This is a genomic window from Streptomyces deserti, assembly GCF_054782695.1.
Genome location: NZ_BAAGRZ010000001.1, coordinates 1,260,966 through 1,279,066, shown reverse-complemented (window position 1 = coordinate 1,279,066; position 18,101 = coordinate 1,260,966). Strand labels below are relative to the sequence as shown.

Annotated in this window: 17 protein-coding genes; 13 read left to right on the top strand and 4 right to left on the bottom strand. The window is 71.2% G+C overall.

Annotated elements, in window-relative coordinates; translation table 11 throughout:
- Nucleotides 1-48: 48 nt before the first annotated feature.
- Complete coding sequence (gene hppD, locus ACYVMZ_RS05805) at nucleotides 49-1,197, top strand: 4-hydroxyphenylpyruvate dioxygenase (RefSeq protein WP_461076079.1); 1,149 nt, start codon at nucleotides 49-51, stop codon at nucleotides 1,195-1,197.
- A gap of 103 nt (nucleotides 1,198-1,300) precedes the next feature.
- On the opposite strand, the gene ACYVMZ_RS05800 is transcribed toward hppD, so the two are convergent.
- Nucleotides 1,301-2,797, bottom strand: coding sequence for a tetratricopeptide repeat protein (locus tag ACYVMZ_RS05800; RefSeq protein WP_461076077.1), 1,497 nt, complete (start codon nucleotides 2,795-2,797; stop codon nucleotides 1,301-1,303).
- A 92-nt stretch (nucleotides 2,798-2,889) separates the two neighbouring features.
- Here ACYVMZ_RS05800 and ACYVMZ_RS05795 point away from each other — a divergent pair, with 92 nt between their 5' ends.
- From ACYVMZ_RS05795 to ACYVMZ_RS05785, 3 genes are all read left to right on the top strand, one after another.
- Nucleotides 2,890-4,305, top strand: coding sequence for an FAD-binding oxidoreductase (locus ACYVMZ_RS05795; protein ID WP_461076075.1), 1,416 nt, complete (start codon nucleotides 2,890-2,892; stop codon nucleotides 4,303-4,305).
- 221 nt (nucleotides 4,306-4,526) lie between these two features.
- A complete protein-coding gene (locus ACYVMZ_RS05790) occupies nucleotides 4,527-6,482 on the top strand; it encodes an RDD family protein (protein WP_461076073.1) in 1,956 nt (651 codons plus the stop codon).
- Between the two features lie 102 nt (nucleotides 6,483-6,584).
- Entirely contained in the window at nucleotides 6,585-7,247 is a 663-nt protein-coding gene (locus ACYVMZ_RS05785) for an RDD family protein (protein ID WP_461076071.1), read from the top strand.
- A 95-nt stretch (nucleotides 7,248-7,342) separates the two neighbouring features.
- On the opposite strand, the gene ACYVMZ_RS05780 is transcribed toward ACYVMZ_RS05785, so the two are convergent.
- Nucleotides 7,343-7,618 (bottom strand): hypothetical protein, encoded by a 276-nt coding sequence (locus tag ACYVMZ_RS05780; RefSeq protein ID WP_461076069.1) that lies wholly within the window; start codon nucleotides 7,616-7,618, stop codon nucleotides 7,343-7,345.
- A gap of 395 nt (nucleotides 7,619-8,013) precedes the next feature.
- Between ACYVMZ_RS05780 and ACYVMZ_RS05775 the strand changes: the two genes are divergently transcribed.
- Complete coding sequence (locus tag ACYVMZ_RS05775) at nucleotides 8,014-10,368, top strand: immune inhibitor A domain-containing protein (RefSeq protein WP_461076067.1); 2,355 nt, start codon at nucleotides 8,014-8,016, stop codon at nucleotides 10,366-10,368.
- 123 nt (nucleotides 10,369-10,491) lie between these two features.
- The gene (locus ACYVMZ_RS05770) at nucleotides 10,492-10,836 is read left to right on the top strand and encodes a hypothetical protein (RefSeq protein WP_461076065.1); all 345 of its coding nucleotides are present in this window, start codon (nucleotides 10,492-10,494) and stop codon (nucleotides 10,834-10,836) included.
- A 28-nt stretch (nucleotides 10,837-10,864) separates the two neighbouring features.
- Here ACYVMZ_RS05770 and ACYVMZ_RS05765 read toward each other — a convergent pair whose 3' ends face one another.
- Together ACYVMZ_RS05765 and ACYVMZ_RS05760 are read right to left on the bottom strand one after the other, a co-directional pair.
- Entirely contained in the window at nucleotides 10,865-11,458 is a 594-nt protein-coding gene (locus ACYVMZ_RS05765; RefSeq protein ID WP_461076063.1) for a nicotinamidase, read from the bottom strand.
- A 127-nt stretch (nucleotides 11,459-11,585) separates the two neighbouring features.
- Nucleotides 11,586-12,932, bottom strand: coding sequence for a nicotinate phosphoribosyltransferase (locus ACYVMZ_RS05760; RefSeq protein ID WP_461076060.1), 1,347 nt, complete (start codon nucleotides 12,930-12,932; stop codon nucleotides 11,586-11,588).
- A 179-nt stretch (nucleotides 12,933-13,111) separates the two neighbouring features.
- On the opposite strand from ACYVMZ_RS05760, the gene clpS reads away from it, so the two are divergent.
- The 7 genes from clpS to ACYVMZ_RS05725 all read left to right on the top strand — a co-directional run bounded on the left by clpS (nucleotide 13,112) and on the right by ACYVMZ_RS05725 (nucleotide 18,097).
- On the top strand, nucleotides 13,112-13,429 hold the full coding sequence (clpS, locus tag ACYVMZ_RS05755) for an ATP-dependent Clp protease adapter ClpS (RefSeq protein WP_461076058.1): 318 nt from the start codon (nucleotides 13,112-13,114) through the stop codon (nucleotides 13,427-13,429).
- 12 nt (nucleotides 13,430-13,441) lie between these two features.
- The gene (locus ACYVMZ_RS05750; RefSeq protein ID WP_461076056.1) at nucleotides 13,442-14,047 is read left to right on the top strand and encodes a DUF2017 domain-containing protein; all 606 of its coding nucleotides are present in this window, start codon (nucleotides 13,442-13,444) and stop codon (nucleotides 14,045-14,047) included.
- Between the two features lie 328 nt (nucleotides 14,048-14,375).
- Nucleotides 14,376-15,809, top strand: coding sequence for an amino acid permease (locus tag ACYVMZ_RS05745; RefSeq protein WP_461076054.1), 1,434 nt, complete (start codon nucleotides 14,376-14,378; stop codon nucleotides 15,807-15,809).
- Nucleotides 15,810-15,984: 175 nt separating this feature from the next.
- On the top strand, nucleotides 15,985-16,407 hold the full coding sequence (locus ACYVMZ_RS05740) for a M67 family metallopeptidase (RefSeq protein ID WP_461076052.1): 423 nt from the start codon (nucleotides 15,985-15,987) through the stop codon (nucleotides 16,405-16,407).
- A 224-nt stretch (nucleotides 16,408-16,631) separates the two neighbouring features.
- Entirely contained in the window at nucleotides 16,632-16,727 is a 96-nt protein-coding gene (locus ACYVMZ_RS05735; protein ID WP_316959376.1) for a putative leader peptide, read from the top strand.
- 123 nt (nucleotides 16,728-16,850) lie between these two features.
- Nucleotides 16,851-17,129, top strand: coding sequence for a MoaD/ThiS family protein (locus tag ACYVMZ_RS05730; RefSeq protein ID WP_365666880.1), 279 nt, complete (start codon nucleotides 16,851-16,853; stop codon nucleotides 17,127-17,129).
- Between the two features lie 17 nt (nucleotides 17,130-17,146).
- Nucleotides 17,147-18,097: a PLP-dependent cysteine synthase family protein gene (locus ACYVMZ_RS05725; RefSeq protein WP_461076049.1), complete on the top strand. Its 951-nt coding sequence runs from the start codon at nucleotides 17,147-17,149 to the stop codon at nucleotides 18,095-18,097.
- The last annotated feature ends 4 nt before the right edge of the window (nucleotides 18,098-18,101 follow it).

The window sequence follows — 18,101 nt, the reverse complement described above, 5'->3', positions numbered from 1 at the left end:
AACAGGCAAACTATTGCGCACCTTGCGAGGTGGAGCCAGGCTGCCGTTATGACGCAGACCACACACCACACTCCCGACACGACCGCCCGGCAGGCCGACCCCTTCCCGGTCAAGGGAATGGACGCGGTCGTCTTCGCCGTGGGCAACGCCAAACAGGCGGCGCACTACTACTCGACCGCCTTCGGCATGAAGCTGGTCGCCTACTCCGGACCGGAGCACGGCAGCCGCGAGACCGCGAGCTACGTGCTGGAGAACGGCTCCGCCCGCTTCGTCCTCACCTCGGTGATCAAGCCCGCCACCGACTGGGGCCGCTTCCTCGCCCGGCACGTGGCCGAGCACGGCGACGGCGTCATCGACCTCGCCATCGAGGTCCCCGACGCGCGCGCCGCGTACACGTACGCGATCGAGCACGGCGCCCGCCCGGTCGCCGAGCCGTACGAGCTGAAGGACGAGCACGGCACGGTCGTCCTCGCCGCGATCGCCACCTACGGCGAGACCCGCCACACCCTGGTCGAGCGCACGGGCTACGACGGCCCGTACCTCCCCGGGTACGTCGCCGCCGACCCGATCGTCGAACCGCCCGCCCACCGCACCTTCCAGGCCATCGACCACTGCGTCGGCAACGTCGAACTCGGCCGGATGAACGAGTGGGTCGGCTTCTACAACAAGGTCATGGGCTTCACGAACATGAAGGAGTTCGTGGGCGACGACATCGCCACCGAGTACAGCGCGCTGATGTCGAAGGTGGTGGCCGACGGCACGCTCAAGGTCAAGTTCCCGATCAACGAGCCCGCCATCGCCAAGAAGAAGTCCCAGATCGACGAGTACCTGGAGTTCTACGGCGGCGCGGGCGTGCAGCACATCGCGCTCAACACCAACGACATCGTGCGGACGGTCCGCACGATGCGCGCGGCCGGCGTGCAGTTCCTGGACACGCCCGACTCGTACTACGACACCCTCGGCGAGTGGGTCGGCGAGACCCGGGTGCCGATCGACACCCTGCGCGAGCTGAAGATCCTCGCCGACCGCGACGAGGACGGCTACCTGCTGCAGATCTTCACCAAGCCGGTCCAGGACCGCCCGACCGTCTTCTTCGAACTCATCGAACGGCACGGCTCGATGGGCTTCGGCAAGGGCAACTTCAAGGCGCTGTTCGAGGCGATCGAGCGGGAGCAGGCCCGGCGCGGCAACCTGTGAGCCGGCGACCGCCCGGTTGAGTTCCTCCCGTCGTGCGGGTGCCACGGGGGCACCCGCACGCCACTCAGGCCGCGCTGTGCCTCACGACTGCCTCACGACTGCCTCACGACTCGGCCGTGAACTCCGGAGTCACGTCCACCGGCGGCTCGCCCAGCTCCGCCAGCGCCTCGCGGGCCTGCCGCACCCGCGCCGGCGAGAAGTACGGGTTGATCCGCAGGGCCTCCTGAAGATGCCGCCGCGCCGCCCCGTACCGCTCCAGCTCCCGCTCGATCATGCCCCGGTGGAACGTGTACAGCGCACTGCGCACGCCGCCCCCGCGCTCCGGGTCCGTCGCCCGCACCGCGAACCGCAGCGCCTCCTCGTGGTACCCGGCCCGGTGCAGCGCCCACCCCAGCGCGTCGGCCACCGCGGTCCCCGGCCGGCGCCGCCACTCGGCCCGCAGCAGCCGCACCGCGACCTCCGGGTCCCCGTGGTCCGCCTCGAACTGCCCGAGCACCAGATCCTCGTCGGCCCCGCCCGCGGCGGCCTCCCGCACCCGCTCGCGCAGCAGGTCGTACTGGACCTGGGCCGCCTGCGGCAGCTCCAGATGCTCGTACAACTCGCCCAGTTCCAGGGCGTACTCCGGCCGGGGCTGTTTGGCGAGGGCCACCCGGTACGCGTTCAGCGCCTCCGTCGTCCGCCCCAGCGCCGCCAGCGCCCGCCCCTGCCCGGCCTGCGCGGCCCGCTGGTCCGGGTCGAGACGCACCGCCTCCTGGAAGTGCCGCAGCGCGGCCTCCCGGTCCCCGCGCTCCCAGGCGAGCTGCCCGGCCCGCTCCAGGTACGCCGCCCGCTCGGCCGGTGCCTGCGCCCCGGCCGCCGCGTCGGACAACGCAGCCGCCGCGTCCTCCCGCCAGCCCCGGTCCCGGTAGACGGCCGCGGCCCGCGCCATGACGGCCGGCCCGGAGTGCAGCTGCATCAGCCGGTCCAGCATCCGGCCGGCCGCCTCGTGGTCGCCGAGCCCGGTGCAGGCGTCGATCAGCAGCGGATACGTCGTCCACCGCTTCGGCGCCTGCTTCAGCGCCGCCTCCCCCCACGTGCGCGCCTCGGCGAAGTCCCGGCGCGCGTTCGCCAGCGCGGCCAGCCCCGCCAGCGCCTCCGTATTGCGTGTCCCGCGCACCTTCAGCGAGGTCCGCAGCGCCTTCTCGGCGCGCGGGTAGTAGCGCGCGTCCGCCAGCCGCCGCCCCTGCTCCACGTACGCCGTCCCGAGCACCGCCCAGGACCGCGCGTCCCTCGGATGGGCCCGCAGGTGCCGCTCCCGCTGGTCGATCAGCATCGCCAGGTCCGGCAGCGCGGCCGGCACCCTGGTGGTGACCGCCCTCAGCGCCTGCGCCCGCAGCGCCTGCGCCCCCGGGGCCGGCGACGGTGGGGACGGCGTCCGTTCCCACGGCGGCAGCGCCAGCACCCCGCCGAGCACGGCACACCCGGCGGCGACGCCGATCAGCACCCGCCGACGGACCGGCGACCGCCGCACGGCTTCCCGCTCCGTGGCCTCCGCGGCCTCCACGGCTTCCCGCTCCGTGGCCTCCGCGGCCTCCATGGCTTCCTTCTCCGTGGCCTCCATGACGCTCACTGTGCGTCAGTACGACGAGCACACCTCGGCATACGGCGGCCGCCGTACACGGGGTTCACACCGATGGCCCCCGGTGCGACGCTGTGATCATGAGCCGTATCGAAGCGCGTCGCGATGAAGACACCGTAGAGACCGGCACCCTCGTCGACCGGCTGCGCGGCGGCCTGCCCGCCGAGGCGCTCCTCACCGACCCCGATGTCACGGCCTCCTACGCCCACGACATGGCGAGCTTCTGCCCGGCCGGCACCCCGGCCGTGGTGGTCCTGCCCCGCACGGTCGAACAGGTCCAGCACGTGATGCGGACCGCCACCGAGCTGCGCGTCCCGGTCGTCCCGCAGGGCGCCCGCACCGGCCTGTCCGGCGCCGCCAACGCCTCCGACGGCTGCATCGTGCTGTCCCTGACCAAGATGGACCGCATCCTGGAGGTCGACCCGGTCGACCGCATCGCCGTCGTCGAGCCGGGCGTCATCAACGCCACCCTCTCCCGCGCGGTCGGCGAACACGGCCTGTACTACCCGCCGGACCCCTCCAGCTGGGAGATGTGCACCATCGGCGGCAACATCGGCACCGCGTCGGGCGGCCTGTGCTGCGTGAAGTACGGGGTGACGGCCGAGTACGTCCTCGGCCTGGACGTCGTCCTGGCCGACGGACGGCTCATGTCCACCGGCCGCCGCACCGCGAAGGGCGTCGCCGGGTACGACCTGACCCGCCTGTTCGTCGGCTCCGAGGGCTCGCTCGGCATCGTCGTACGGGCCGTCCTCGCGCTGCGGCCCAAGCCGCCCGAGCAGCTCGTGCTGGCGGCCGAGTTCGCCTCCGGGGCCGCCGCCTGCGACGCCGTGTGCCGGATCATGGCGGGAGGGCACGTCCCGTCACTCCTCGAACTCATGGACCGTACGACGGTCAAAGCCGTCAACGACCTGGCCCACATGGGCCTCCCGGAGAGCACGGAGGCCCTGTTGCTGGCGGCCTTCGACACCACCGACCCGGCCGCCGACCTCGCCGCCGTCGGCGCGCTGTGCGAGGCCGCCGGCGCCACGCAGGTCGTCCCGGCCGACGACCCCGCAGAGTCCGAACTGCTGCTCCAGGCACGCCGGTTGTCGCTCACCGCGCTGGAGGCGGTCAAGGGCGTGACGATGATCGACGACGTGTGCGTGCCGCGCTCCCGGCTCGGCGAGATGCTCGAAGGGGTCGAGCGGATCGCCGAGAAGTACCGGCTCACCATCGGCGTCGTCGCCCACGCGGGCGACGGCAACACCCACCCGACGGTCTGCTTCGACGCGACGGACCCCGACGAGTCCCGGCGCGCCCGCGAGTCCTTCGACGAGATCATGGCCCTCGGCCTGGAACTCGGCGGCACCATCACCGGCGAACACGGCGTGGGCGTACTCAAGAAGGAGTGGCTGGCGCGCGAGATCGGCCCGGTGGGGGTGGAGATGCAGCGGGCGATCAAGCAGGTCTTCGACCCGCTGGGCATCCTGAACCCGGGCAAACTGTTCTGACCCGCGCTCCCGCACGGCCCGAGGGCCGGTACGGGAGGAGGGAGCGGGGTCCGCCGTAAGCATGACGCGGGTTCACGGACGCTTTTTCCAAGGGCGCGCGCGGGGTTACCACATCGGTGTTCGAAAGGGGTGGGTCCGGCGGGACGGGCGGTGGGGGTTGCGCTCGTCTGATAGATGTGGAGGCCCCCATTACACCCCCGAGCAGATACGGGACGACGGACATGAGCGCCCCAACCCCGGCCCCCGGTGACGACAGGCCCCGCGAAGGGTACTACCCGGACCCGTCCATTCCTGGATATGTCCGGTACTGGAACGGTGCCGCCTGGGTACCGGGCACCAGCCGACCGGCGCCCAAGGACGGCGAGACGCCGGCACCGCCCCCCGGCGTGCGCCCGGCGCAGCCCTCCTCCGCTGCCGCCGTCGCTTCCGCCTCCGCCTCCGTCGAGGAGACCGGCCCGCACTTCTTCGACGAGGACCCGGTCGAGGAGCCCGCTCCGGCCGAGTCCCAGCACGGCAGCCGGCCCGAACCCGGCTCCGCCTGGGGCGCCGACCGCTCCCGCCAGTCCGGCTTCGGCGGCGATCAGGACCGCCGGGTGTCCTGGGGTGCACCGCAGGGCGCCCAGAGCGCCGACCCGCGGGTGCCGCACGCGGGCGACGGCCCCGCCCAGCCCGACGGCGCGTCCGCCCGCACGGACGGTACGGCGTCGATGCCGCCCACCGACTCCGCGCCGGGCGGCGCCGCCTCCGGCAGCACGTTCGTGTTCCGCAGGCCGACGGCGGCGTCCGGGGGAGGAGCCTCCGCCTCCGGCGCGTCCGGAACCCCGGGTGGTCAGGGTGGTCCGGGTGGTTCCGGTGGCCCCCTCGCCGACGAGGGCACCATGACCTTCCGCGCGCTCTCCCCGCGCGCGGGACAGCAGGGCGGGGTGGCCGGGGCCCGGCCCGGCGACACGGGTGCGTCCGGTGGGGCCGACGGCGCACGGACGGGTGCGGGAACGGGTGCCTCCGGCAGCGGTCCGGCCGCTTCCGGCTTCGGCACCCCGGGCCGGCCGGGAACGGCCGCCTCGGGCGGTGGCTCGGCGCCGGCCCCTGCTTCCCAGGCCGGGAGGGCGGCTTCTCCCGCTGGTTCGTCGTCGTCCGGTTTCGGTACGCCGGGTCAGGGCGGGCCGGCCGGGTCCGCCGCCGGTCCGGCGGCCTCCGGGTTCGGCGCTCCGGGTCAGCCGGGGGCGGCCCCTGCCGCCCAGGCCGGCCGGACGGTGGCCGCCGCCGGTTCGTCGTCGGCCGGTTCTGGAACCCCGGGTCAGCCGGGAACGGCCGCCTCCGGCGCCGGTACGCAGCCGCACGCCGGCCCCGGCGGGTCCTCCGGCGCGGCGGAGCGCCCCGGCTTCGGTGCCGGGAAGGCCGCCGCCGCCCGGGCCGCCGCGGCGCAGGCGGGAGCCGGAGCCCCCGCGGCCACGGCCACGCCGACGGCCCTGTCCGGGCCGCAGCAGGCGCCCGCCCCGGCCGTCCCCGCGCAGTCCGCCGACCCTCGGGCAGCCGCCTCGGCCGCCCCTCTGACCAGCGGCCCGGGCGGCGGCCAGTCCTCCTGGGCGCAGCAGGTGCACCGGCTCGCCGGGGCGGGTGGCGACGAGCAGCCCGTCGCGCCCTGGAAGCCGCCGGTCGAGGACGTGTTCCAGGCCGCCGCCCGGCGCCAGGCGTCGGCCCGCCCCGCCGGGCTCGGCAGGCGGCTGGCCGCCCGGCTGCTGGACACCCTCGTCCTCGCGGGCGTCACGTCCGTGGCCGCCGTACCCCTCGGCATCAAGGCGATCGACCACATCAACGAGAAGATCGACGCGGCCAAGCTCTCCGGCCAGACCGTCACGGTCTGGCTGCTCGACGGCACGACGTCGGTGTACCTCGGCATCGTCCTGGCCGTCCTGCTGCTCGCCGGCGTCGTCTACGAGGTGCTGCCCACCGCCAAGTGGGGCCGCACCCTGGGCAAGAAGCTGCTGGGTCTTGAGGTGCGGGACATCGAGGCCCACGAGGCCCCGGAGTTCGGCGCGGCCCTGCGCCGCTGGCTGGTCTACAGCGTCCCCGGGCTGCTCGTCGTCGGTGTCGTCGGTGTCCTGTGGTGCCTGTTCGACAAGCCGTGGCGCCAGTGCTGGCACGACAAGGCCGCCCACACGTTCGTCGCGGGCTGAGAGCGCACGGCGAGCAAACCGAGGGTCGGTACCGGCTGATCGGGTCCCCCGGACGGCCCCACGCCGGATGCGGAGCCGCAGGGTTCGCGGTCAACTCGGGCCATGAGCACCGAACCGCCCCCCGACTCCGGCCGGCCGCCGGAAGACGACCCGTTCAAAAAGCAGCCCCCGCCCGGCGAGGGGGCGGGCTCGCCCTACGGTGCCCAGCCCCCGCCGCAGCAGGGCGGCGGCCCCTACGGAGGCGGCCCCTACGGCGGTGACCCGTACGGGGGCGGCCCGTACGGCGGCGGTTCCCAGCCCACCGATCCGCTGGCCGGCATCCCCCCGCTCGCCGACAGCGGCAAGCGCACGCTCGCCCGCATCCTCGACATGATCCTCGTGGGTGCCGTCGTGGTCCTGCTCACCTGGGCCTTCGGCGTCAACGAGTACGACGTCGACGACGACCGGTTCGAGGCGGCCAGTTCCCTCGGCCAGTCCCTGGTGGCCGCCGTCCTGTACATCGCCTACGACACCTTCATGACGGCCCGGTCGGGGCAGACCCTCGGCAAGAAGTGGCTGAAGATGCGGGTGGCCAACCTCGACAACGGTGCCACGCCCTCGGTGCAGACCGCGCTGATGCGCGCGGCGGTGCTGTGGCTGCCGTTCGCGTTCTGCTGCGCCTGTATCTGGACCGCGATCTCGGGCGGGTGGAGCTACTTCGACAAGCCCTACAAGCAGGGCCTGCACGACAAGGCGGCCAAAACGGTCGTGGTCAGCACCGGTTGACGACAGGCGGCGGTGCCTTCGTCAGGCGGGCGTGCCGTCGTCACGCGGCAGTGTCCTCCTCGGGCGGAGGCCCTTCGCCAGGCGGAAGCCTTCGTTCAGGAAGCGGCCCGCTGGTGCACGGGCTCGCGCACCGGCTCGGCGCGCACCGAGGCCCGCAGCGGCTCCTGGGGCGCGGGCTGCTCCACCGCGGCGGCGCGCGGCTTCGGCAGCGGAACCGTCAGGGCGACCAGCAGCCCGAGGGCGAGCGCCGCGAGGGCGACGAGCGCGATCCCCACACCCGAACTCGTCTGCGACAGCAGCAGCATGGCGAGGGCCGAGAAGATCACCGTGCACGAACCGTAGGCGAGCTGTGCGACAGTCGGACGGGGCATGTCGTGTCCTCGAGGTGGGGGTCCACGGGGGTGTCGGCCTGGTTTTCCGCCGATTTCCGGGCGTTCCGCCAAGCGACTCTAACCGCCAGCGTGCCCGAGGGGAACGAACGGTAAGCGTGACCTAACCAACAGTGCCGGTGCACGGGGGGCGCACGGAGTCATGGCGTCCACGAAGTGGACGGTCATACGCGCCTGTTGGGGACGGACCGGGTGTTCGTAAACCGGACATCGACTCCGCATAGTGCACTTGTCCTGCTCAAGTCAAGGTCTGTCTTTTCTCGTTAACCTCTAGTCGAATGTCGTCACTTGACTACACGCGTTGATCACGCGCGCGCGGGCCTTCCACGACCAGGACCCCTTCCTTCCGCGCGCACGGACGCGGGGGAGGATCTCAAGTGACCAGTAGACCCTGGACGTTCAGAGCCGCCGCCATCGGTGTGGCGCTCGCGGCGGCCACCGCCGGCCTGTCGGCGCTCACCGTGGCCCAGGCCGCCGACCCGGCCGACACGTCCGCCACCGTGGACCGGCGCGACCCGGCGGACCACGACCACGCCGAGCACGACCTCGACGGCCCGCTCTCCAAGACCCAGGAGGCCCAGCGCGAGGAGGCCCTGAACCAGGTCATATCCGGCGATGCCACGGTCAGCAACTGGGAGGGCTCGAAGGTCGTCCGGCTCAAGAGCAAGAAGGGCGACCCCAAGTACGTCGAACTCGGACGGGAGAAGACCGACAAGATCTTCACGATCCTGGTCGAGTTCGGCGACCAGATCGACAGCCGCTACGGCGGCACCCCCGGCCCGCTGCACAACCAGATAGCCCAGCCGGACCGCGGCAAGGACAACTCGACGGCCTGGCAGGCGGACTACAACCGCGAGCACTACGAGGACCTCTACTTCGGCACCGGCAAGGGTGTCGAGTCGATGAAGAAGTACTACGAGAAGCAGTCCTCGGGCCGCTACTCGATCGAGGGCGAGGTCTCGGACTGGGTCAAGGTCCCCTACAACGAGGCCCGTTACGGCAACAACGCGTGCGGCGAGACGAACTGCGCGAGCGTGTGGAACGTCGTCAGCGACGGTCTGAACGCGTGGGTCTCCCAGCAGAAGGCAGCTGGGAAGACCGACGCCGAGATCAAGGCGGACGTGGCGGAGTTCGACCAGTGGGACCGCTACGACTTCGACGGCGACGGCGACTTCAACGAGCGCGACGGCTACATCGACCACTTCCAGATCGTGCACGCCGGTGAGGACGAGTCCGCGGGCGGCGGCGCGCAGGGCACCGACGCCATCTGGGCGCACCGCTGGTACGCGTTCGGCACCGACGCCGGCGCCACCGGCCCGGAGAACAACAGGCTGGGCGGCGCGCAGATCGGCTCCACCGGTGTCTGGGTCGGCGACTACACCATCCAGCCGGAGAACGGCGGACTCGGCGTCTTCGCCCACGAGTACGGCCACGACCTCGGCCTGCCGGACCACTACGACACCGCGGGCGGCGAGAACTCCACCGGCTTCTGGACCCTGATGTCCTCCGGCTCCTGGCTCGGCACCGGCAAGGGCGAGATCGGCGACCTGCCCGGCGACATGACCGCCTGGGACAAGCTCCAGCTGGGCTGGCTGAACTACGACACGGCCAAGGCCGCGACGAAGTCGAAGCACAAGCTGGGCGTCGCCGAGTACAACACGAAGAACAAGCAGGCGCTCGTGGTGGAGCTGCCCGAGAAGGCGGTGACCACCGAGATCGTCGCCCCGGCCGAGGGCCGGACGCAGTGGTGGAGCGGCAGCGGCGACAACCTCAAGAACACGCTGACCCGTTCCGTCGACCTGACCGGCAAGGCGTCGGCGGCGCTGACCCTCGACGGCTGGTACGAGATCGAGTCGGGTTACGACTACCTCTACACCGAGGTCTCCACCGACGGCGGCGCCAACTGGACCGCCCTGGACGGCACGGTGGACGGTCAGCCGATCGCGCGCGACGGCAGTGGCAAGCCCGCGCTGACCGGCGCGTCGGCCGCGTACCAGAAGCTCGCCTACTCCCTGGACGCCTACGCGGGCAAGAAGATCGACCTGCGTTTCCGCTACCAGACCGACGGCGGCGTGGCCCTCAAGGGCTTCGCGGCCGACCGGATCGCGGTGACGGCGGACGGCACGGCGCTGTTCACGGACAACGCCGAGACCGCGGACGCGGCCTGGACGGCGAACGGCTTCTCCCGCATGGGCGCGTCCTTCACCAAGGACTACGCGCAGTACTACCTCGCCGAGAACCGGCAGTACGTGTCGTACGACAAGACCCTCAAGACCGGCCCGTACAACTTCGGCTTCGCGCCGGAGCGTCCGGACTGGGTGGAGCACTACCCGTACCAGAACGGCCTGCTGATCTGGAAGTGGGACACCTCCCAGAAGGACAACAACACCAGCCAGCACCCCGGCACCGGCCTGGTCCTCCCGGTCGACTCCCACCCGGCCCCGCTGAAGTGGTCCGACGGCACGCTGATGCGCAACCGCATCCAGGCCTACGACTCGCCCTTCAGCCTGTACCGCACGGACGGCATCACGCTGCACAAGGCGGGCGTCGCGATCAGGATCCCGTCGTCGAAGGGGGTGCCGGTCTTCAACGACCACACCAGCACCTACTACGACGAGACGAACAGGACCGCGGGCGTCAAGATCACTGACACCAACACCAAGATTAAGATCGTCAAGGAGGCCAAGAACGGCTCGACGATCTCGCTCCAGGTCGGCCCCGCAGTGCAGTAACGCAGAGTTTTCGCAGGTCAGACGGTATTCGGCGGCAACCCACTGGCGGGTTGCCGCCGATCCGTGTTTAGGTGCGTCCTGTGGCTCTCTTATTGACACCGAAGATCACGGGGGTGTGACCGCATGGCCGCAGGAGGTTTCTGCAAGCTACCGAACGGCACGGTGGTGGTGGCGTTGAACCTGCCCAGCCCCGCCGCCGACGGCCCCGGCTGCGTACGCGTCCTCGTGCATGCGGTGAACCGGGCGCGCGCCCTGACCAGGCTGCGCAACCTGGGCATGCGGTCGGTCTACCTGCGGGGCAACGCCGCCCCGCCGACGCCCGACGAGATCACGGCGGTCCTGCACCACCCGGACGGCCTGATATGGCGCACGGCCCCCGACAACGGTGTCGCGACCAGCCCGGACCTGGTCCAGGAGCTGTGGCGTCCGATCAGGGCCCTGCTGAGGCGGCCGACGCCGCAGCCGTAGGGCGCGAGGAGCGGGCCGTCAGCCGTGGTCAGCCGCCGGAGACGACCGGCTTCCCGGACAGCTCGACGCCCGCCTCCCGCAGCTCCTCGAGCGCCCGCTCGGTGGTCTGCGGCGCCACCCCGGCGGTCAGATCCAGCAGGACCTGGGTGCGGAAGCCTTCCTGCACGGCGTCCAGCGCGGTGGCCCTGACGCAGTGGTCCGTGGCGATCCCCACCACGTCCACCTCGTCGATCTCCCGGGCCCTGAGCCAGTCGGCCAGCTTCACCCCGTTCTCGTCGACCCCCTCGAACCCGCTGTACGCCGCCGCGTACGCCCCCTTGTCGAACACGGCGTCGATCGCGCCGGAGGCGACGGCCGGGGCGAAGTTCGGGTGGAATCCGACGCCCTCCGTTCCCGCGACGCAGTGCGCGGGCCAGGAGTGGACGAAGTCCGGGTTGTCGGCGAAGTGGCCGCCGGGCGCGATGTGGTGGTCACGGGTGGCCACGACATGGCGGTAGCCGGCGGGCGCCTGCCCGATCAGCTCGGTGATGGCGGCGGCCACGTCGGCACCGCCGGCCACCGGGAGGCTGCCCCCTTCGCAGAAGTCGTTCTGCACGTCTACGACGATCAAGGCGCGGCGCATGGTCGGTGTCCTTCGACTATGGGGTCGGGGTTCAGGGGTGCGGGCCCGGCCGGTGAACCTCCGAGCCTATTGAGTCGGGGTGCGCTCCGGGAGGGGGCCTGCGGGGCGTACGGCTGCTCACCCGCAGTTAGTTACCCGACCGCCCGTGGACGTACTCCGTCGGAATGACGGGTTCCCCGCGCGAGAGCTGCGTAGCGGACAGCGGCAGATCGGCGCGGGCGGCCACGTGCCGCTCCCGGGCCGCGTCCAGCGGCTCCCGGGCGACGACCTCGCCGCCCTTGATCAGCTCGACCAGGAGCTGCCGGTCCGCCAGCTCGGCCGGCACCGGCCCGGTGCCGATCACCTCGGCCTCGGCGATCCCGTCCTCGTCCAGCCGCCGCGCCGCCCACTTGCGGCCGCCGACGGAGGTCTTGCCGCCGGTGGATTTCTTCGCCACCGGCACCAGCGGCGCCCTGGGGTCGGCGGACTCGGCGCGCGCGACCAGCTTGTACACCATCGAGCTGGTCGGATGCCCGGACCCGGTCACCAGCTGCGTACCGACGCCGTACGCGTCCACGGGCGCCGCCGCCAGCGAGGCGATGGCGTACTCGTCCAGGTCCGAGGTCACGATGATCTTCGTGTCCCGCGCGCCGAGCTCGTCCAGCTGCTGCCGCACCCGGTGCGCCACCAGCAGCAGGTCCCCGGAGTCGATCCGTACGGCGCCCAGCTCGGTTCCGGCGACCTCCACGGCCGTACGGACCGCCTCGGCGACGTCGTACGTGTCGACCAGCAGCGTCGTGCCCCGGCCCAGCGTGTCCACCTGGGCCTGGAAGGCGTCCCGCTCGCTGTCGTGCAGCAGGGTGAAGGCGTGGGCGGAGGTGCCCACGGTCGGGATGTTGTAGCGGAAGCCGGCGGCCAGGTCGGAGGTGGAGGTGAAGCCGCCGACGTACGCGGCCCGGGACGCGGCCACCGCGGCCAGCTCGTGGGTGCGCCGGGCACCCATCTCGATCAGCGGGCGGTCACCGGCCGCGGAGGACATCCGGGAGGCCGCCGCGGCGATCGCCGAGTCGTGGTTGAGGATCGACAGGATCACGGTCTCCAGCAGCACGCACTCGGCGAAGGTGCCCTCGACCCGCATGATCGGCGAGCCCGGGAAGTACACCTCGCCCTCCGGGTAGCCCCAGACGTCCCCGCTGAAGCGGTAGGAGGCCAGCCACTGAAGGGTCTCCTCGTCGACGATCTTCCGCTCGCGCAGGAAGCCCAGGACACCCGAGTCGAAGCGGAAGTTCTCCACCGCGTCCAGCACCCGCCCGGTGCCCCCCACGACGCCGTAGCGGCGCCCGTCCGGCAGCCGCCGGGTGAAGACCTCGAAGACGCTCCGCCGCCCGGCCGTGCCCGCCTTCAGGGCGGCCTGCACCATCGTCAGCTCGTACTGGTCCGTGAAGAGCGCCGTCGAGGGAACGTCCACCGGCAGCCCAAGGTCCGCCACGCCCACCAAAGCTCACCTCGCCATATCTCGCCGGGTACCCCACCTCGGCCGGGGGTCCGGGGGTCGTCCCCCGGGGGATGCAGCATGGCAGACGATCGTACCCCCATTTCGTCAGTCTGACGATTGTGGTCGGATTCCCGCTGGGGCGGGGCCCGTTTGTGCGACTACCCCCCTCCGGTGGCAGCATGGGCCATGTGACGTCACCCGCTCCCGTAGAGATCGAACGCACCGAGTCGGCGGAGGAGGCCTTCGCCGTACCCGAGCCGGACGTCCCCTGGGTCACGATCGTCCACAACGACCCGGTCAACCTCATGAGCTACGTGACGTACGTCTTCCAGACGTACTTCGGCTACTCCAAGGACAAGGCCACCAAGCTCATGCTCGATGTCCACCACAAGGGCCGGGCGGTCGTCTCCAGCGGCAGTCGCGAGGAGATGGAACGCGACGTGCAGGCGATGCACGGCTACGGTCTGTGGGCCACCCTCCAGCAGGACCGGAAGTAGCGAACTCCCTTCATGCCAGGACACTTCGAACCGCTCCCCGGCGGCGGCGCGGCCGTCGCCCTCGACGACGTCGAGATCTCCATCATCCGGTCGCTGGCCGTGCAGCTCCTGGAGCTCATCGGCCCCGGCCCCGCCGAGGACGCGCAGGCCGACCCGCTCGCCGAGCTCTTCTCCGAGGGCCCGAGCGAACCGCCCTCCGACCCGGTCCTCAAAAGACTCTTCCCCGACGCCTACAGCGACCCCGAGCAGGCCGCCGCCTCGCCCCAGGACGCCGAGGAGCGGCGGGCCTACTCCGCCGAGTTCCGCCGCTACACCGAGAACGACCTGCGCGCCGGGAAACGCGACAACGCCCTGGCGGTGATCCGCTCCCTGGACGCGCTCGCCTCGGCCGGCGCGGGCGGCGCGGTGCTCAAGCTGTCGCCGGAGGAGTCCAAGCGGTGGCTGGGCGCCCTCAACGACCTGCGCCTGGCGATCGGCTCCCGGCTGGAGATCACCGACGAGGACGACACCGACCTGCTCTACCGGCTCCCGGACGAGGACCCGCGCAAGCCGATGGTGATGGCGTATCTGTGGCTGGGCGGACTCCAGGAGACGCTCGTCGGCACCCTTATGCCATGAGGTGCGTGAGTTGTGGGGATTTCGTGTCCGCTCAGCGGACGCTCAAATCCGCATAACGATCGCGTCACCGTGACGGCCCCTTAGCGCCTTCGGTGTGCCCTTTGTCCGCCTCTCTCTGTGTGCTGCGCCACATCGCGCCCCGGTGATCATCGTTGCGGACGTGGTAAATCTTCACGACCGCCCGGCGAACACCACCCGTATGTTCGGCGGGTGCGCCATGTGGCCGACAGATCGTCGGTCAGGCACCGCTCCATCTATCCGGGGGGATCGCGACCCGATCCGAGGCCGACTCCAGGCCCGGGTCGGCATGGAGAAAGGCGCACCACACATGACCTCAGCGCAGGTCGGCAAGGACGGTAGGACGACGGCCCCCGAAGAGGGGTACGAACGCGGGCTCGGCAGCCGTCAGGTCCAGATGATCGCCATCGGTGGCGCCATCGGCGTCGGCCTGTTCCTGGGCGCCGGTGCGAACATCGCCAAGGCCGGTCCCAGCCTCATCCTGATGTACGCCCTCGCCGGCGTGATCATCTTCTTCATCATGCGGGCCCTGGGCGAGTTGCTGCTCTACCGCCCCGTCTCGGGCTCCTTCGCCGAGTACTCGCGCGAGTTCCTCGGCCCGTTCTTCGGCTACTTCACCGGCTGGACGTACTGGCTGATGTGGGTGGTCACCGGCATGGCCGAGCTCACGGCCGCCGCGATCTACGTCAACTACTGGTTCCCGGAGATCCCGCAGTGGGTCACTGCCCTGGTCTTCCTGGTCGTCCTCTTCGCGGCCAACCTGATCTCGGTGAAGCTGTTCGGCGAGATCGAGTTCTGGTTCTCGATGGTCAAGGTCACCGCCATCATCGGCATGATCGTGATCGGCCTGGGCGTGCTCACCTTCGGCTTCAGCGCCGCCGGTGACACCGCCGCCGTCTCCAACCTCTGGGCCTACGACGGCTTCTTCCCCAAGGGCATCGGCTCGTCCCTGATGACCCTGCAGGGCGTCATGTTCGCCTACCTCGCCGTCGAGCTGGTCGGTGTCACGGCCGGCGAGTCCGAGAACCCGGAGAAGACCCTCCCCAAGGCGATCAACACCCTGCCCTGGCGCATCGCGCTGTTCTACGTCGGTGCCCTCACCGTCATCCTGTGCGTGGTGAAGTGGACCGAGTTCGCCGGGGGCGCCAGCCCCTTCGTGAAGGCCTTCGCGGTCATCGGCATCCCGGCCGGCGCCGGCATCGTCAACTTCGTCGTGCTGACCGCGGCGCTGTCGTCCTGCAACTCCGGCATGTACTCCACGGGCCGCATGCTGCGCACCCTCGCCGACAACGGCGAGGCCCCGGGAGTCTTCCAGCGGCTGTCGTCCACCAAGACCCCGGCGCTCGGCATCGCGACCTCGGTGGTGTTCATGGGCATCGGCGTGGTCCTGAACTACGTCGTCCCGGAGAAGGCCTTCGGCTACGTCACCTCCGTCGCCACCGGCGCCGGCATCTGGACCTGGCTGATGATCCTGGTCAGCCACGTCCTCTACCGCCGCCAGGTGGTCGCGGGCCGGCTGCCCGCCTCCTCCTTCCCGGCGCCGGGCGGCTCGGTGTGCTCGTACATCGCCATCGCGTTCCTGCTCTTCGTCACCGTCCTGATCGCGATCGACACGGACGCCCGGATCAGCCTGTACGTGATGGCCGGCTGGTCGGCCGCCCTGGCCATCGGCTGGGCCGTGCTCAAGAGCCGCAACCCCGAGGTCACCCAGCGCCGGGACCCGGAGCTGGAGAAGGTCGGCTGACCTTCCTCCCCGAGGGCGGCCGTACCTCCCGAGGACTGCCGTACCTTCCCCAGGACGTCCAGGCGCACGGGATTCTCGTGGTATCCCGTGCGTCTGCCGCTCAGGACGTCCGGCATGTGGGCCGTTCCGTACCATCCCTCGGTACGGAACGGCCCTTCTGCTTATCCTGACCAGCATGCTGACCATCACCCAGGCCCTCTACGACCAGATAGTCGCCCACGCCCGCAAGGACCACCCCGACGAGGCGTGCGGCGTGGTCGCGGGACCGGTGGGCTCCGGCCGCCCCGAGCGGTTCATCCCGATGCTGAACGCGGCCCGCTCGCCCACGTTCTACGAGTTCGACTCGCAGGACCTGCTCCGCCTCTACCGAGAGATGGACGACAACGACGAGGAGCCGGTGATCATCTACCACTCCCACACGGCGACCGAGGCGTACCCGTCCCGCACCGACATCTCGTACGCCAACGAGCCCGGCGCCCACTACGTCCTGGTGTCCACGGCGGACACGGACGGAGCCGGCGAGTTCCAGTTCCGCTCCTTCCGGATCGTGGCGGGCGAGGTCACGGAGGAGGAGGTCAAGGTCGTCGAGGCGTACTGACCGCTCCGCGCGGACCGAGGGGGCAGCTGCTCGCCGGGGCGCGGCACCCGGGCGGTGCTGCCCTTCCCCGACGAGCCGAACGGCCACGCCGGCCCGGCGAGTTCCCCGGCGGAGTCCGCCTGACCTGCGCCGCTGAGCTGGTCCGTCTCGCCATCCGGCCAAAAACTGTCCGGCATGCGATATCACACTCCGGACCCCCGATCGGGAATCGATACGATGAGCCCATGGTTTTCCACGACGTGAGCGAGAAGACGCCGGGCATGCTGCTCGTGGCGCGGCTGCACGTCGACCTGTGCAGGCTTGCCAGCGCCATCTGTTGACGCTGCCCTGCCGCCGTACGGCCCGTGAGCCGCGGCGCCCGCTCCACCTGCGTACGACCACGCACCCTCGCGCCGCCGCGCGCCCACCGACCCGACGAAACCTTCCGACAGGAGCCCGCAACCATGGCCATCGAGGTCCGCATCCCGACCATCCTCCGCCAGTACACCGACGGCCAGAAGGCGGTGGAGGGCACCGGGGACACCCTCGCCGAGCTCTTCGCCGACCTCGAGACCCGGCACGCGGGCATCCAGGCCCGCATCGTGGACGGTGACCAGCTGCGCCGCTTCGTCAACGTCTACCTGAACGACGAGGACGTCCGTTTCCTCGACGGCATCAACACCAAGCTGTCCGACGGCGACAACGTCACGATCCTGCCGGCCGTGGCCGGCGGCATGGCCTGACAGGCTGCTGATCCTCGATGCGCTACGACTCCCCGCTGGCCGCGGTAGGCAACACCCCCCTGGTGCGCCTGCCGCGGCTGTCGCCGTCCGCCGACGTCCGCATCTGGGCGAAGCTGGAGGACCGCAACCCGACGGGTTCGGTCAAGGACCGCCCGGCCCTGCACATGATCGAACAGGCGGAGAAGGACGGCCGCCTGACCCCCGGCTGCACGATCCTGGAGCCGACCTCCGGCAACACCGGCATCTCCCTCGCCATGGCGGCCAAGCTCAAGGGCTACCGCATGGTGTGCGTGATGCCCGAGAACACCTCGCAGGAGCGCCGGGACCTGCTCGGCATGTGGGGCGCGGAGATCATCTCGTCCCCCGCGGCAGGAGGCTCCAACACGGCCGTGCGCGTGGCCAAGGAGCTGGCGGCCGAGCACCCGGACTGGGTGATGCTCTACCAGTACGGCAACCCGGACAACGCGGGCGCCCACTACGCCACCACCGGCCCGGAGATCCTCGCCGACCTCCCCTCCGTCACCCACTTCGTGGCGGGCCTGGGGACGACGGGGACCTTGATGGGCGTCGGCCGCTACCTCCGCGAACACAAACCGGATGTGAAGATCGTCGCGGCCGAACCCCGCTACGACGACCTGGTCTACGGCCTGCGCAACCTCGACGAGGGCTTCGTCCCCGAGCTGTACGACGCCTCCGTGCTGACCACCCGGTACTCGGTCGGCTCGGCGGACGCCGTGACCCGCACCCGCGAGCTGCTCCAGCAGGAGGGCATCTTCGCGGGCGTCTCCACGGGAGCGGCCCTGCACGCCGCGATCGGCGTCGGCAGGAAGGCGCTCCAGGCCGGCGAACAGGCCGACATCGTCTTCATCGTGGCCGACGGCGGCTGGAAGTACCTCTCGACCGGTGTCTACACGGCCGCGACGACGGAGGAGGCCATCGAGACGCTGCAGGGGCAACTCTGGGCGTGAGCGG